Raw genomic sequence first — 15,509 nt, 5'->3', positions numbered from 1 at the left:
CCGTGCGTGAGCGTCGCCGGGTTTCGGCCTCCGGCGCAAGCCGTCCGCGCGTCGCATCGCATGACTTGAAAACGCCGCTTGACAGCGGCGGGCGAACAGGTCAGCCTAACCTTTAAGCGCAGGGCAAGGCTGCCCAACAACGCGCCAGACTGATGACCCTCGATTTCGGCAACGGCGCCCCGCAGCATTTCCATGCTGAGGGGCTTGTTGCGTTGGACGGTGCGATGACAGGTTCGAGCATCCCGATCGGCATCCTCTTCTCGGCCACCGGCTCCTACGGCACGGTGGGGCGGACGATGCGCAACGGGGCGCTCCTGGCCTGCCGGCAGGTCAACGAGGCGGCCGGCTCCGGCCTGCGCCTCGACCCGGTCGTGGTCGATCCGCAGAGCTGCCTCTCGGCCTATGCGCCGGCGGTGGAGGCCATGCTGGGGCAGGGCATCCGCCACGTCGTCGGCTGCTACACGTCCTCCTCGCGCAAGGACGTCATCCCGATCTTCGAGAAGCGCGACGCGCTCCTGTGGTACCCCGCCCATTACGAGGGTTTCGAAAGTTCGGAGAACGTCGTCTACACGGGCTCGGCGCCCAACCACCACATCCTGCCGCTGGTCGAGTTCCTGGTCGCCCGCCACGGACGGCGCGCCTTCTGCATCGGGTCGAACTACATCTGGGCCTGGGAGAGCAACCGCGTCCTGCGCGACGAGCTGCTGCAGCGCGGCGGCAGCGTCCTGGCCGAGCGCTACCTGCCGGTGGGGGAGACGGATATGTCCCACATCGTCGCCGCCGTCCTCGACGCCGCGCCCGACTTCGTCTTCAACTCGCTGATCGGCGAATCCGCCTACGCCTTCTTCCGGGCTATGCGGCGGGAATGCCGGGCGCGCGGCATCGACCAGGCGCGCTTCCTGCCCATCGCCAGCTGCAACCTCTCCGAACCCGAGCTGATGGAGATCGGGCCGGAGGCGATCGACGGCCATCTCAGCTCCTCGGTCTATTTCGCCTCGGTCAAGAGCGAGGCCAATGCCGCCTTCGTCTCCGACTACGCCCGGAGCTTTCCCGACGGGCCGGCGGCCTCCGCCGAGGCCGAGGCCGCCTTCGTCGCCGTCAAGCTGCTCGCCAGGGCGCTCGGGGCCGCGGGCACGGCCGAGATCGGCGCGGTCCGGCGCTGCGTGGCCGGCCAGAGCATCGAGGCCCCGCAGGGCACGGTCTCGATCGATCCCGACACGCGCCACGCCTATCTCACCCCGCGCATCGGGCGCTCCCGGCACGACGGCCAGTTCGACATCCTGGTGGAGGCCAAGGCGCCGGTGCGCCCCGATCCCTATCTCGTGCGCTCCTCCGCCGCGCTCGAGCAGCCCATGCTGCAGCCTGCCCTGAGGGTCGTGTCATGAGCCTTGCCCGCCTCGTCCAGAACTTCAGCCAGCGCCGCGCCCTCGTGGCCTCGCCCGACCGGAGGGCGGTGGAGGCGCTGTCGGCGACGCTCGCCAAGCTCGGCCTCGAGGTGGAGGAGGCGACGGGCGCGCAGGCCTGCGAGGCGCTCCTTTCGGGGCTGGAGCCGGCGCGCGACGTCCTCTTCGTCGACGGCGACCTCACCGGTCCCGCGAGCCCCTTTTCCGCGCTGGCCGGCGCGCTGCCGCCCGCCCCCGTCATCGGCCTCGTCGGGGCCGAGGCGCCGAGCCGGCTGAAGGCGCTGCTCATGGCAGGCGCGACCGCCTTCCTGCAGAAGCCGGTCTATGGCGGGGCCGTCTATTCCGCGCTCTATCTCGGCGTGAACGAGCATGCACGCCGGGCCGCCCAGGAGGCGGCGATCGACGAGCTCCAGACGCGTCGGCGCCAGCGCCGCCACGTCATCAAGGCCGTGGTGCGAACCATGGCGCTGAGCGGCCTCGACGACGAGGCCGCCTACCAGATCCTGCGACGCGAGGCGATGCGCGAGCGTCTCGGCCTCGAGGCCTACTGCGAGCGCCTCGTCCTTGCCGCAGGAACACCGGACGACGAACCCGTCGCGGCCAAGCGCCTGCAAGCCGCGGCGGACTGACGAGCCCCCAACCCACGGAGACACGAGATGAAGACGCGATCCTCCGGCGCCCTCGCGGCGCTCGGAACACTTCTCCTATTGTCCGGCGCGGCCCTCGCCCAGGAGCCGATCAAGCTCGGCGTGCTCGAGGACCAGTCCGGCGACTTCGCCCTCGCCACGATCGGCAAGGTGCACGGCATCGAACTGGCGACCGAGGAGATCAACGCGGCCGGCGGCATCGCGGGCCGTCCGCTGGAACTCGTCGTCTACGACACCCAGTCCGACAACACGCGCTACCAGGAATTCATGCGCCGCGTGCTGCAGCGCGACAAGGTGGACGCCGTCTTCGCCGGCTTCTCCTCGGCCTCGCGCGAGGCCTACCGCCCGATCGTCAACCAGTTCGACGGGCTCGCCTTCTACAACAACCAGTACGAGGGCGGCGTCTGCGACGCCAACATGATCGTGACGGGCGCCGTGCCCGAGCAGCAGTTCTCGACGCTGATCCCCTACATGATGGAGACCTACGGCAAGAAGGTCTACACGATCGCGGCGGACTACAATTTCGGCCAGATCTCCGCCGAATGGGTGCGCAACATCGTCAAGGAGAACGGCGGCGAGATGGTCGGCGAGGAGTTCATCCCGCTCGGCGTCTCGCAGTTCTCCCAGACCATCCAGAACATCCAGGCCGCCAAGCCCGACGTCCTGGTGACGCTGCTGGTGGGCACCGCGCAGGCCTCCTATTACGAGCAGGCGGGCGCGGCCAATCTGAAGGTGCCCATGGCCTCCTCGGTCAATGTCGGCCAGGGCTACGAGCACAAGCGCTTCAAGCCGCCGAGCCTTGCCAACATGTACGCCACGGTGAACTACATCGAGGAGGTGGAGACGCCGGCCTCCAAGGCCTTCGTCGAGAAATGGCGCAAGAAGTTCCCCGACGAGCCCTATATCAACCAGGAGGCCGAGAACTCCTACACCGCCGTCTATCTCTACAAGCAGATGGTGGAGCGGGCCGGCGGCAAGACCGACAAGGAGGCGCTGCGCGCCGAGATTGCCAAGGGCGACGTCTGCTTCGACGCGCCCGAGGGCAAGGTCTGCCTCGACCCCAAGAGCCAGCACATGTCGCATACGATCTACCTCGCCAAGGTGGGCGAGGACCACTCGATCACCTTCCCGAAGGTCTGGGACGACATCAAGCCCTACTGGCTGGGCGAGGCGGGCTGCGACCTGACCAAGAGCGACCCGAGCGAGCAGTACACGCCCTCCAATCCGCCCGCCAAGGGCTGATCGCGCCACGGCCCGGCCGCCATGGCCGGGCCGCGGACCGCCCGGCGCCCGCGCGCGAGCCCTCGCAGGGCCTGCGCCGGGGCGCCGGCTCCCGCGCGGGCCGCGTCCCGCCCCGACAGTTCCAGCATCGGATGGCACGATGGACCTCCTCTACGGGGCCTTCACCTTTCTCTACCAGGCGGGCGACGCCTTCGCCTTTCTCGTCCTGTCGGCCTGCGGGCTGGCGGTGATCTTCGGCATGATGGGCGTCATCAACCTCGCCCATGGCGAATTCATCCTGTGCGGCGCCTACGTCTCGGCGAGCGCGGCGCGCATGGGCCTGCCGCTGCCGCTGGCGATCCTTCTCGGCGCGGCGGTCGCCGGTCTCGTCGGCATGGTGCTGGAGCGGGCGATCATCCGCCATCTCTACGACCGGCCGCTCGACACGATCGTGGCCACCTGGGGCGTCTCGATGATCGCCACGCAGGGCACGCTGATCCTTCTGGGCTCCTCGCTGCCGGGCACCGGCACGCCCTTCGGCTCCTTCGCCGTCGGTCCTTATTCCTATTCGGTCTACCGCCTCGTCCTGATGGGCTCGGCGCTCCTCCTGCTCCTGTGCCTCTGGCTGCTCTTCACCCGGACGCGCTTCGGCACGCTCGCCAGGGCCACGATCCAGGTGCCGCACATCGCCGAGGCGCTCGGCGTCAACACCAGCCTGATCTACTCGCTGACCTTCGGGCTCGGCGCCGCGCTCGCCGGGCTCGCCGGCGGCCTCTACGCCCCGACCATGACGCTGGTGCCCACCATGGGCAGCGCCTTCGTGGTGGAGGCCTTCGTCACCGTCGTCGTCGGCGGCGCCGACGTTTTCCTCGGCACCGCGCCCGCCGCCGCCATCCTCGGCATCGTCAAGGCCGCGCTCACCTCCTGGCAGGGCCAGCTCTTCGGCCAGATCGGGCTCCTCGTCGCGGTCATCGTCGTCATCCGGGTCCTGCCGCAGGGCCTGTCCGGCTTCCTCCTGCGCGAAAGGTCCTGACGGTGGCGCGCTCCTCCTCCAAGACGGCCCGCTGGCTGGCGCTTCTCGAAGGTCCGCAGACGCTCGGCAAGGGGCCGAGATTCTGGGCGCCCTTCGCCCTCGTCCTCGCCGCCGCCTGCGCCTATCCGCTCTTCGCGGACGGCTACGACGTCGGCAACAACGTGTATTTCTTCAACTGGACCTTCATGGCCATGGGCCTCAGCCTCATCTGGGGCTATGGCGGGGCGCTCTCCTTCGGGCAGACCGCCTTCTTCGGGGTCGCCGCCTATACCTACGGCATCATCTCCATCAATTTCGGCGACGCCTACGGGCTGACGCTCGTCGCGCTTCTGGGCTCGGTCGCCGTCTCGGCGCTGCTCGCCGCCGTGCTCGGCTACTTCCTGTTCTTCGGCCGCATCTCCGGCGTCTTCCTCGGCATCGTCACCCTCTCGGTGACGCTGGTGCTGGAGCGCTTCATGGCCCAGACCGCCGGGCCGGAATGGCGCGTGGGCGCGGCGCGGCTGAACGGCTTCAACGGCATGGGCGGCATGCCCTCGCTCACCATCCCCTGGCCGGGCGGCGACATCGCGCTCTTTCCCGACGTGCCGCTCTACTACATCACGCTCGCCCTCGTGGTGATCGTCTATCTCGCGCTGCGCATCCTCGTGAACTCGCGCTTCGGCAACGTGCTCGTGGCCATCCGCGAGAACCCGCAGCGCGCCGAGATGCTCGGCTACGACATCCGCCGCTACCAGCTGATCGCCTTCGTCGTGGGCTCGGGCCTCGCCGGCCTCTCGGGCGTCCTCTACACGTCCTGGGGCAACTACATCACGCCCGCCTCCATGGGCATGACGGCCGCCTCGCTTCCCATCGTCTGGGTCGCCGTCGGCGGGCGTTCGGATCTCACGACGACGCTGCTCGGCACGCTCCTCGTCCTCGCCGGCTTCCAGGCGCTGACGATCTACGGCAGCCAGTACGCGCTGGTCGTGATGGGCGTGCTCCTCGTCCTTACCGTTCTCGTCGCCCCGAACGGCATCGTGCATGCCGCCGGCACGCTCTTCTCCGGCCGCTTCCGGCGGCGCGTGACGGAAAGGGAGGCGCTGTGATGGACGCGATCCTCGAGACGCGGGCCCTGAACAAGTGGTTCGGCGGCCTGCACGTCACCGGCGGCGTCGACTTCGCGCTGGAGCGCGGCCGCATCCACTGCCTGATCGGGCCGAACGGGGCGGGCAAGAGCACCTTCTTCCGCCTCATCCTCGGCGAGCACCTGCCCACGAGCGGAGCCATCCTCTACGAGGGCGCCGACATCAGCCGCGAGAAGCCCTTCCAGCGCATCCGGCGCGGCATCTCCGTGAAGTTCCAGGTGCCCGGCATCTTCAAGGCGCTGAGCGTGCGCCAGAATCTGGAGATCGCGCTCCAGCACCACAGGAGCGCCGCCTCGCTCGGCGAGGAGATCGACAGGCTGCTGGAGTTCCTGAAGCTGACGGACGCCGAGCGCATGCTCGCTGGCAATCTCAGCCACGGCCAGAAGCAGTGGCTGGAGATCGGCATGGCGATCGCGCTCAAACCGCGGCTCCTCCTCCTCGACGAGCCGACGGCCGGCATGACGCCGGACGAGACCTTCGCCACCGGCGAGATGGTGCAGGCGCTCAACCGCGACGGGGTGACGGTGCTGGCCGTCGAGCACGACATGGCCTTCGTGCGCCAGATCGCCCAGGCCGTGACGGTGCTGCATTTCGGCAAGATCTTCGCGCAAGGCACGATCGACGAGATCGTCGCCGACGAACGCGTGGCCGCCATCTATCTGGGAGAGGTCCATGCGTAGGGAAATCCTCCTCAACACGGCCGGGCTCTGGTCGGGCTACGGCGGCAAGCCGGTGCTCCAGGGCGTCGACATGGAGGTGCGCGAGGGCGAGATCGTCGCCGTGATCGGGCGCAACGGCGTCGGCAAGTCGACGCTGATGAAGAGCCTGATCGGCCTCCTGCCCACCGACCGGGGCTCGGTCGTCTTTCGCGGCACGGCCGTCGACGCGCTTCCCGCGCACCGGCGCGCGCGGCTCGGCATCGGCTACGTGCCGCAGGGGCGCGACGTCTTCCCGCGCCTCAGCGTGCTCGAAAACCTCTCCGTTGGCGAGGCGATCAGCGGGGATCGGGCGCCGCGCGAGCGGCTGGAGCAGATCTTCTCCTACTTCCCGATCCTCGCCGAGCGCCGCGCCCAGCGCGCCGGCACGATGTCGGGCGGACAGCAGCAGCAGCTCGCCATCGGCCGCGTCCTGATGGGGGCGCCGGCCCTCATCCTCCTCGACGAGCTTTCCGAGGGCATCCAGCCCAACATCGTCCAGGACATCGCCCGCATCATGGTCGAGCTGAACCGCACGACCGGCGTCACGATCGTCTTCGTCGAGCAGAACATCGACATGATCCGCGCCATGGCCCAGCGCGCCTACGTCATGGACAAGGGCCGCATCACCGCCGAGATCGCGCCGGGCGCGCTCGACGACCGCGACGCGGTGCGTCGCTACCTCGCCGTCTGACCGCACGACATCTTCAAGCAGGGAGGCTCGCATGAGCTGGTTTCAGGACTCCTTCATGGCCCGCAAGGGCGTCGCCCGGGGCGAGGCGCGTTCGCAGCACGCCATCACCGAGGAGAGCCAGGGCAGGTACCACTATGTCTACGGCGCCTTCGCCGAGCCGATCCTCGCCGTCGATCCGGGCGCGGTGATCTCGGCCGAGACGCACGACGCCTTCGAGGGCGCGATCGCGACCGAACAGGACAAGCCGAGTGAGAAGCTGAACTTCCCCTTCCTCAACCCGCAGAACGGCCCGATCTACGTCAACGGCGCCGAGAAGGGCGATTGCCTGGCGGTGCACATCAAGAGCATCGTGCCGCGCGGGCCCCAGCCGCGGGGCACCACGGTCATCATGCCCGAGTTCGGCGGCCTCGTGCCGACCGCCGACACCGCGCTCCTCACCGAGCCGCTGCCCGAGCGGGTGAAGAAGCTGCATGTCGATGTCGAGACCGGCGTGCGGTGGAACGAGCGCATCACGCTGCCCTACGAGCCCTTCATCGGCACGATCGGCACCGCGCCCGAGATCGAGGCGATCTCCTCGCTCGTGCCCGACTACTACGGCGGCAACATGGACCTGCCGGACGTGGCGCCGGACGCGGTGATCTACCTGCCGGTCAACACGAAGGGCGCCTATCTCTTCCTCGGCGACTGCCATGCCGCGCAAGGCGACGGCGAGCTCTGCGGGGTTGCGATCGAGCATCCGACGGTGACGACGGTCCAGGTCGACCTCATCAAGGGCTGGACGATCAGGACCCCGCGCCTCGAGAACGAGCGCTTCTACATGACGGTCGGCTCCTCGCGCCCGATGGAGGACGCCGCGCGCGGCGCCTATCGCGAGCTGATCCGCTGGCTCGCCAGGGATTTCGGCTTCGAGGAGATCGACGCCTACATGCTCCTCACCCAGTGCGGGCGCATCCGCCTCGGCAACATGGTCGACCCGAAATACACGGTCGGCGCCTCCGTCCTGAAGACGATCGCCGGCACGCCGCGCTGATCCGCGCCCGGCCCGGCCTCCCGCGCAGCCGCGGGGGGCCGGGCGGCGCCGCCGCCCCTCGACCGCCGTCCTTCGCCTCGCGTCCGGATTCTCGCCATGACCGCTCCCTTCAAAGCCGCCGCCGTCCAGTTCGAGCCGACGATGTTCGCGAAGGCGCGCAATATCGAGGCGCTGCTGGCGCTCGTCGAGACGGCGGCCGAGGCCGGCGCGCGGCTCGTCGTGACGCCGGAAATGGGCACGACCGGCTATTGCTGGCACGACCGCGCCGAGGTCGCCCCCTTCGTCGAGCCGATCCCCGGTCCGACCACGCGGCGCTTCGAGGCCCTGGCGCGGGCCCGCGGCATCTACGTCGTCATCGGCATGCCCGAGGTCGATCCGCGGACCAACCTCTACTACAACGCGGCCGTCCTCATCGGGCCGGAGGGCGTCGTCGGCACCCACCGCAAGACCCATCCCTATATTTCCGAGCCCAAATGGGCCGTCTCCGGCGATCTCGGCCATCAGGTCTTCGAGACGCGGATCGGGCGCATCGCGCTGCTCGTGTGCATGGACATCCATTTCGTGGAGACCGCGCGCCTCGCCGGCCTTCGCGGCGCCGACGTCATCTGCCACGTCTCCAACTGGCTCGCCGAGCGAACGCCCGCGCCCTACTGGATCAACCGCGCCTTCGAGAACGGCTGCTATCTCGTGGAGGCCAACCGCTGGGGCCTGGAGCGCGGCGTGCAGTTCTCCGGCGGCTCCTGCATCATTGCGCCGGACGCCACGATCCTCGACGTGGTGGACGGCGGCGACGGCATCGCGATGGCCGAGATCGACCCGGCGCTGGCGCGCGCGCGCACGCTCTGGGGCGAGCCGATCCTGGAGCAGCGCCGGCCGGACCTCTATGCCGAGCTGATGACCAACACCTTCGCCTGGAATCCGCACGACTTCTTCCGCCTCTACGGGCACGAGCCGCTGCCCGAGGGCCGCAAGGCGAAGGTCGCCGTCGCCGAGATGGCGCCCGGACCGGACGTCGAGGCCAATCTCGCCGAGATCGGGCGCCTGGCCGCCGCCGCCGCCGATCTCGGCGCCGAACTCGTGGTCTTTCCCGAACGCGCCCTGACGGGCCTTGCCGACCCCGCCGCCGGCGCGGTGGAGGCGGGCGGGCGGGCGGTCGCCGCGCTCTGCGCCATCGCCGCCGACCTCAAGATCCACCTCGTCGCCGGCCTTGCCGAACGCGACGGCGAGGCCCGCTTCGACAGCGCCGCGCTCGCCGGACCGCACGGGCTCGTCGGCCTCTACCGCAAGATCCACCTGACGCGGGCCGACGCGGCATGGGCGCAGGCGGGCGATGCCTTCGCGGTCTTCGACCTGCCCTTCGGCCGGCTCGGCCTGATGATCGGGCACGATGCGAGCTTTCCCGAGACCGGGCGCATCCTGGCGCTGCGCGGCTGCGACCTCATCGCCTGCCCGGCGGCCGTGAAGGAGCGCTTCCATCTCGGCCACGAGGGCACGGCGGTCGCCCAGCCCGCGCCCATCCCGACCGGGGCGGACCCCCTGCACTGGCACCAGTACCGGGTGCGCGCGGGCGAGAACAACTGCTGGCTGGCCTTCGCCAACGTGCGCGCGCCGCTGGAAGGCTATCCGGGCCTCTCCGGCGTCTTCGGGCCGGACACGTTCCTCTTTCCCCGGCAGGAGGCGATCGTCTCCGGCAACGCGGCCGTCGCGGTGGCCGAGATCGACACGGGGACCGTCGGCGGCCCCTATCCGACCCATGTCGCGCGCCGCAAGGACCTCGTCCTCATGCGCCAGCCCCACCACTATCGCGAGCTCGTCGCCGCGCCCGCGGCCGGGTGAGGGCCGGAGGGGCGGCTTCAGGATTTGCCAACCATGCCGCGCAAGATCGGCGCATCGCGAGCGAACGGGAGTCGGCCGGAAGGCTGAGGAGCGCGTTAGGGCGGCCATGGAGATCGCCGCGAGGTGGCGATAGCGAAAACGAGTGTTCCCATGCGTTTCTCCCTGAAGACCCGGCTGGCCGCAAGCTTCGGCGCCGTGCTGATCCTCACCGCGGGCGTCGGTGCGATCGGCGTCCAGGCCCTGTCGGCGAGCGCCGACCGCTTCTCGCAATTCGCCGACCGGCCCTTCGAGCAGGTGCGCACCCTTTCGACGATCGACCGGGATCTGGAGCGGGTCCGCCGCATCGTGCGCACCGCGCTCGCCGCGCCCGCCTCGCAGATCGAGGCCCTGCGCGTCGAATACGAGGCCACCTGGGCCGAGATCGGCGAGAGCACGCAGAGCTTTCTCAAGGCCGTGCCGACGCGGGAGGGACAGGCCGAGGTCGCCGACCTCGCGCCGATGCTCCTCTCGCTCGAGACCCTGACCGACCAGGGCTTCGCGCTCGCCGCCGCCGTCGATGTCGACAGGACGGCCGTCGAGGGCACGGACGGGTCGCTGGCGACCGCCAAGACCTTCGCCGACGAGCGTCTGCGGCCGGCCGCCGAGGCCGCGCAGACCCGTCTGTCGCAGCTCGTGCTGCGCAGCCAGAAGGGGGCGGCGGACTTCGTCGAGGCCTCCGGCGCGACCTATCTGGAAACGCGCAACTGGCTGATCGCCCTCGTCGCGGCGGCGGTGGCGGTGGGCGCCGGGCTCGCCTTCTGGATGGCCGCCTCGCTGACGCGCGGTCTGCGGCAGATGGAGGAGCATGTCGAGCTCATGGCGTCCGGCGACCTTTCCCGGCGCATCGTCCACACGCGCAGCGACGAGATCGGCACGCTCCTGACGCGCCTGTGCCAGATGCGGCTGCGCCTTGCCGGCACGATCCACGCCGTCCGCGTCTCGTCGGCGCAGGTCGCCTCCGGATCCGCCCAGTCGGCCGCCACCGCCGAGCAGCTCTCCTCCGGCTCCACCGAGCAGGCCGCCGCCTCCGAACAGGCCTCGGCCGCGATCGAGGAAATGGCGTCCAACGTGCGCCAGAACGCCGACAACGCCACGCAGACCGAGACGATCGCCATCGAGGCCTCGCGCAAGGCCGAGACGACGGGCCTTGCCGTCGTCCAGTCCGTCGAGGCCATGCGCACCATCGCCCAGAAGATCATGGTGGTGAAGGAGATCGCCCGCCAGACCGACCTTCTGGCCCTCAACGCGGCCATCGAGGCGGCGCGGGCGGGCAGCCACGGGCGCGGCTTCGCCGTCGTCGCCTCCGAGGTGCGAAAGCTCGCCGAACGCAGCCAGGAGGCGGCGACCGAGATCGGCGAACTGTCGCGCTCGACGCTGACGGTCTCCGAGGAGGCGGGAACGCTCCTGGCCGCGCTCGTGCCCGACATCCAGCGCACGGCCGAGCTCGTCTCGGAAATCTCCTCGGCCTGCCGCGAGCAGTCGGTCGGCATCGAGCAGATCAACCAGGCGATCCAGCAGCTCGACCAGGTGACGCAGGCCAATGCCGGCGCCTCCAACGAGATGTCCGCGACCTCGCAGGAACTCTCGCAGGGCGCCGCGCGCCTCAACGAGCGGGCGGCCTTCTTCCGCCTGGACGACACGGAAGCGGACGCCGCGACGACGACGGCGGAGACGGGGCGCGACGCGCGCGGCCTGCAGGCGAGCGTCGCCGCCTTCGCCGCCGAGCGGGCGCCGGCCGCCGCAAGGGCGCCCGCGCGCCGCGCGGCAGGGCCTGCCAAGGCGGCGAACGCGCCCGCCACGGGCTTCGCGCTCGACCTGACCGACGAGCCCTTCGAACGGCTCAGCGCCTGACGGCGCCCCGAACCCGGCGGCCGCAGACCGTCCGCCGGGTTCGGGATCACCGGATGCGGTCCCGGGGCCTCGAACAGGGGCATCGTGCGGCGGCGGAGCGCGCGCGCTCCGCCCGGACCTGTCCTAGCGGACCACGAAGCCGTGGGCGAAGGGGTCGCGGTCGTCGATGAAGATCGTGTTGATGCCGGTCTGGCGCGCCCATCCGGCGATGGAGGGGACGATGGCCGGCCGTCCGCCGACGCTCGCCGCGGCCTCGACGCGGCCGCGGAAGAGCGAGCCGATGATCGACTCGTGCACGAACTCGTCGCCGACGGACAGTTTCCCCTTGGCGGCGAGCTGGGCCATGCGGGCCGAGGTGCCGGTGCCGCAGGGCGAGCGGTCGATCGCCTTCTCGCCGTAGAAGACGGCGTTGCGCGCATGGGCCTGCGGATCGAGGGCCGCGCCGGTCCACTGGATGTGGCTGAGGCCGCAGATTTGCGGATGCTCGGGATGGACGAACTCGTACTTGGCGTTCAGCGCGGCGCGCAGCCTGGGCGAGAGGCCGACGAGTTCGCCGGCCGTGAAGTCGGCCATGTCGCGGAAATTCTTCTGCGGCTCGACGATGGCGTAGAAATTGCCGCCATAGGCGACGTCGACGACGACTTCGCCGAGGCCCTCCACCTCGGCCGTCAGCCCCTCGGCATGGAGGTAGCCCGGCACGTTGGTGAGGCGCACCTCCTCCACGAAGCGGCCTTCCTGCGAATAGGTGATGTCCACCTTGCCGGCCGGCGCGTCGATCGAGAGGCGGCCGGGCTCGCGCGGCGTCACGAGGCCGTTCTCGATCGCCATGGTGATCGTGCCGATCGTGCCGTGGCCGCACATGGGCAGGCAGCCGCTCGTCTCGATGAAGAGCACGGCGACGTCGCAGTCCGGCCGGGTGGAAGGGTAGAGGATGGAGCCCGACATCATGTCGTGGCCGCGCGGCTCGTACATCAGCCCGGTGCGGATCCAGTCGAACTCGCGCAGGAAATGCGCGCGCCTTTCCAGCATCGTGGCGCCCTCGAGGCGCGGGCCGCCGCCCGAGACGAGGCGCACCGGATTGCCGCAGGTATGGCCGTCGAGGCAGGAGAACGTGTGGTTGGCCATGGGGTGGCTCCTAGGCGAAGCGTTGGGGCGAGAAGGGCGAGAGGTCGATCGCGGGCGCCCTGCCGGTGACGAGGTCGGCCACGAGCCGGGCCGTGCCGGCCGACTGGGTGAGGCCGAGATGGCCGTGGCCGAACGCGTAGACGATCCGCGGCGAGGCGCGCGAAGGGCCGATGGCGGGAAGCGAGTCGGGCAGCGAGGGTCGGAAGCCCATCCAAGGCCGGCCGCCCTCGGTCCTGAGGCCCGGCAGGAACTCGGCCGCCTTTCGCAGCATCGCCTCGGAGCGCCTGAAGTTCGGCGGCAGGTCGAGCCCGCCCAGTTCCACCGCCCCGCCGACGCGCAGCCCCGAGGAGAGGCGGGTGACGACGAAGCCGTGGCCGCCGAAGGTGACTTGCGTGCGCAGGTCGAAGGCGCCGGCCGGCAGCGTCGTGTTGTAGCCGCGCTCGGTCTCCAGCGGCACGCGCTCGCCGAGCGTCTCGCTCAGGCGGTGCGAGAAGGCGCCGGCCGCCACGACGACGCGGCCGGCCGGGCGCGGGCCCTCGGCCGTCGCGATCTCGACGCCTTCGGCAAGGGGCCTGAGCGCCCTGGCCTCGCCCCGCTCGATCCGCCCGCCCCCGGCCCGGAAGCGGTCGGCGAGCGCGAGCACGTAGTCCTTCGGGTCGGCGATCGAGAACCAGCCGGGCGTGAAGGTGCCATGGGTGAAGCGCGGGGAGAGGCCGGGCTGGATCTGCGCCATCTCGGCCGGGCCCATGTGGCGGAAGTCGATGCCGTGGCGCTCGCGTGCCGCCCAGCCGGGCAGCGAGCCCGCGAACTCTGCCTCGCTCTCGTAGACCTGGAGGTTGCCCTCGCGCCGCAGCATCCCGGCCGTGCCGGTGGCCGCGAGGAAGGGCTCCAGCTCCGCCTTCGACAGGTCCATCAGCGCCGTCTGCGCCGCCGTCGAGGCCTCGACGCGCGCGGGCGCGCAGGCCCGCCAGAAGCGGAGCATCCAGGGCGCGATCCGCAGGGCATAGGCCGGCGGCACGCTGAGCGGCCCGAGCGGGTCGAGCAGCCAGCGCGGCGCCTTCTTCAGGATGCCGGGCGAGGCGAGGGGCAGAATGTCGGTGAAGGCGAAGGCGCCGGCATTGCCCGCCGAGGCCCCGGCCGCCGGCCCCTCGCGGTCGAGGACGGCGACGGCAAGGCCCTCCGCCTGGAGAGCGAGCGCGGCCGAGAGGCCGACGACGCCCGCGCCGATGACGACGACATCGGGCCGTGGTCCGGAGGATGCGGCCATCTCAGTGCGTCGCCGCAAGGAAGGTCTGCGTCTGCGGGCGCTGCGGCGCCCCGAAGAGCTGCTCGGGCGGCGCGATCTCGGCCATGACGCCCTTGTGGAAGAAGGCGACGCGGTCGCAGACCTCGCGGGCGAATTCCATCTCGTGCGTCACGCAGATCATCGTCATTCCCTCTGAGGCGAGCAGGCGCAGCGTGTCCGGCACCTCGCCGACGAGCATCGGATCGAGCGCCGAGGTCACCTCGTCGAAGAGCATGCAGTCCGGCGACATGGCAAGCGCGCGGGCGCTGGACAAGCTCGGCATGACGACGCTCGCCCCGAGCCATGGCGAGCCGATCCTCGCCCTCTCGCCCTCTCGCCCTCTCGCCTTCTCGCCGGCGCGCCGCGCGGGCGCGCACGGCGCAGGAGGGCATCCGCCTCACTCCGGCCGAGACGGCGCTCCTCGACCGGCTGGAACGGGAGGGCCTCGACGCCGTGGCGTGACGGCCCTCCCGGCCCGTCTCAGGCCGCGGCGCGCTGGGCCGGGCTGCGACCCTCGGCCCGGCTCCAGTCGGCGTACCAGGTGTCGAAGAGGCGCAGCTGCGCCTCGGCATAGCCGCGCTGGCTCTCGCTCAGCGCGTCGCTCTCGTTGAAGTGGAGCGCGAAGGCCTCGTGGCCCTTGAGCACCATCATGTGCTTGAAGAACAGGACGAGGTCCGGCCCCTCGTCGAAGGAGGAGAGGACGGCCATGGCCTGTTCCAGCTCCTGCGCGTCGCGCCGCGCCTTGGCGTCGCCGGCCGCGGCGGCCCGCGAGAGGGCGCACAGGTGCAGGACCTCCTTGGGCAGCACGTTGCCGAGGCCGGTGATGGCGCCGGTGGCGCCGCAGTTCACGAAACCGTGGAAGACGGCCGTGTCGACGCCGATCATCAGCGAGACGTCGTCGTCGCGGCTGGTGATGGTCTCGGCGGCGTAGCGAAGGTCGGCCGGCCCGCCGAATTCCTTGAAGCCGACGAGGTTCGGATGGTCGGCGCGCAGCGCGAAGAACAGGTCGGCGCGCGTGGCGAAGCCGTAATAGGGGCTGTTGTAGATCACCGCCGGCAGGTCGGGCGCGGCCGAGAGGATAGCCTTGAAATGCGCCTTCTGGGCCGCCGGCGCCGAGCCGCGAGACAGGACGCGGGGGATGACCATGAGACCCTGGGCGCCGACGGACTGCGCGTGCGCGGCATGGGCGACGGCGCTGGCCGTGTTGACGGCCCCGGTGCCCACGATCACCGGCAGGCCCGCCTTCACGAGGCGCTCCACGCCCTCCATGCGCTGCGCGTCGGTGAGGAGCGGCCAGTCGCCCATCGAGCCGCAATAGACGACCGCCGACATGCCGGCCGCCACGAGGTCCTGTCCGGTGCGCACGAGCGCGTCGAAGTCGGGCGTGCGGTCTCCCTTGCAGGGGGTCATGAGGGCGGGAATGACGCCGGAGAAGATCTGGGCTTTCATCGAAGGGTCCTCGGTGGTCGGCGACGGCCCGATGGCGCGGTCGCGGTCTGGCTGGGAGACACTATCCATTTTTGCAT

The 15,509-nt window shown here is 70.6% G+C and carries 14 protein-coding genes and 1 pseudogene; 11 read left to right on the top strand and 4 right to left on the bottom strand.

Annotation, left to right across the window (positions count from 1 at the left end; all coding sequences use genetic code 11):
• Nucleotides 1-224: 224 nt before the first annotated feature.
• The 10 genes from ASG48_RS13410 to ASG48_RS13365 all read left to right on the top strand — a co-directional run bounded on the left by ASG48_RS13410 (nt 225) and on the right by ASG48_RS13365 (nt 11,573).
• Complete coding sequence (locus ASG48_RS13410; protein ID WP_055850708.1) at nt 225-1,385, top strand: transporter substrate-binding domain-containing protein; 1,161 nt, start codon at nt 225-227, stop codon at nt 1,383-1,385.
• Complete coding sequence (locus ASG48_RS13405) at nt 1,382-2,032, top strand: ANTAR domain-containing protein (protein WP_055850509.1); 651 nt, start codon at nt 1,382-1,384, stop codon at nt 2,030-2,032. The genes ASG48_RS13410 and ASG48_RS13405 overlap by 4 nt, the downstream gene beginning before the upstream one ends.
• 27 nt (nt 2,033-2,059) lie before the next feature.
• Complete coding sequence (locus ASG48_RS13400; protein WP_055850506.1) at nt 2,060-3,292, top strand: urea ABC transporter substrate-binding protein; 1,233 nt, start codon at nt 2,060-2,062, stop codon at nt 3,290-3,292.
• A 139-nt stretch (nt 3,293-3,431) separates the two neighbouring features.
• On the top strand, nt 3,432-4,304 hold the full coding sequence (locus ASG48_RS13395) for a branched-chain amino acid ABC transporter permease (protein WP_055850503.1): 873 nt from the start codon (nt 3,432-3,434) through the stop codon (nt 4,302-4,304).
• 2 nt (nt 4,305-4,306) lie between these two features.
• Entirely contained in the window at nt 4,307-5,389 is a 1,083-nt protein-coding gene (locus tag ASG48_RS13390) for a branched-chain amino acid ABC transporter permease (protein ID WP_055850499.1), read from the top strand.
• Nucleotides 5,389-6,108: an ABC transporter ATP-binding protein gene (locus ASG48_RS13385; RefSeq protein ID WP_055850494.1), complete on the top strand. Its 720-nt coding sequence runs from the start codon at nt 5,389-5,391 to the stop codon at nt 6,106-6,108. The genes ASG48_RS13390 and ASG48_RS13385 overlap by 1 nt, the downstream gene beginning before the upstream one ends.
• Nucleotides 6,101-6,817, top strand: a complete 717-nt coding sequence (locus ASG48_RS13380; protein ID WP_055850492.1) for an ABC transporter ATP-binding protein — start codon at nt 6,101-6,103, stop codon at nt 6,815-6,817. Before ASG48_RS13385 ends, ASG48_RS13380 begins: the two co-directional genes overlap by 8 nt.
• 31 nt (nt 6,818-6,848) lie before the next feature.
• Nucleotides 6,849-7,847 (top strand): acetamidase/formamidase family protein, encoded by a 999-nt coding sequence (locus ASG48_RS13375; protein ID WP_055850489.1) that lies wholly within the window; start codon nt 6,849-6,851, stop codon nt 7,845-7,847.
• A gap of 96 nt (nt 7,848-7,943) precedes the next feature.
• Nucleotides 7,944-9,683 (top strand): nitrilase-related carbon-nitrogen hydrolase, encoded by a 1,740-nt coding sequence (locus tag ASG48_RS13370; RefSeq protein ID WP_055850486.1) that lies wholly within the window; start codon nt 7,944-7,946, stop codon nt 9,681-9,683.
• 150 nt (nt 9,684-9,833) lie between these two features.
• The gene (locus tag ASG48_RS13365) at nt 9,834-11,573 is read left to right on the top strand and encodes a methyl-accepting chemotaxis protein (RefSeq protein ID WP_055850482.1); all 1,740 of its coding nucleotides are present in this window, start codon (nt 9,834-9,836) and stop codon (nt 11,571-11,573) included.
• Between the two features lie 123 nt (nt 11,574-11,696).
• Here the strand turns inward: ASG48_RS13365 and ASG48_RS13360 are convergent, their stop codons facing one another.
• The 3 genes and pseudogenes from ASG48_RS13360 to glnQ all read right to left on the bottom strand — a co-directional run.
• The gene (locus tag ASG48_RS13360; protein ID WP_055850478.1) at nt 11,697-12,698 is read right to left on the bottom strand and encodes a 4-hydroxyproline epimerase; all 1,002 of its coding nucleotides are present in this window, start codon (nt 12,696-12,698) and stop codon (nt 11,697-11,699) included.
• Nucleotides 12,699-12,708: 10 nt separating this feature from the next.
• Entirely contained in the window at nt 12,709-13,965 is a 1,257-nt protein-coding gene (locus ASG48_RS13355; RefSeq protein ID WP_055850475.1) for an FAD-dependent oxidoreductase, read from the bottom strand.
• A 1-nt stretch (nt 13,966) separates the two neighbouring features.
• A pseudogene (gene glnQ / locus ASG48_RS13350) lies at nt 13,967-14,257 on the bottom strand (glutamine ABC transporter ATP-binding protein GlnQ); the annotation flags it as partial.
• 29 nt (nt 14,258-14,286) lie between these two features.
• On the opposite strand from glnQ, the gene ASG48_RS18365 reads away from it, so the two are divergent.
• Nucleotides 14,287-14,445 (top strand): hypothetical protein, encoded by a 159-nt coding sequence (locus ASG48_RS18365; protein WP_156381596.1) that lies wholly within the window; start codon nt 14,287-14,289, stop codon nt 14,443-14,445.
• 18 nt (nt 14,446-14,463) lie between these two features.
• Here the strand turns inward: ASG48_RS18365 and ASG48_RS13345 are convergent, their stop codons facing one another.
• Nucleotides 14,464-15,432: a dihydrodipicolinate synthase family protein gene (locus ASG48_RS13345; RefSeq protein WP_055850471.1), complete on the bottom strand. Its 969-nt coding sequence runs from the start codon at nt 15,430-15,432 to the stop codon at nt 14,464-14,466.
• Nucleotides 15,433-15,509: the final 77 nt, after the last annotated feature.

Origin of the sequence: Aurantimonas sp. Leaf443, from assembly GCF_001425575.1 — a bacterium.
Lineage (GTDB): Bacteria > Pseudomonadota > Alphaproteobacteria > Rhizobiales > Rhizobiaceae > Leaf443.
Note: the sequence above shows the minus strand (reverse complement) of the source record. Positions and strands in the feature narration are given on the sequence as shown.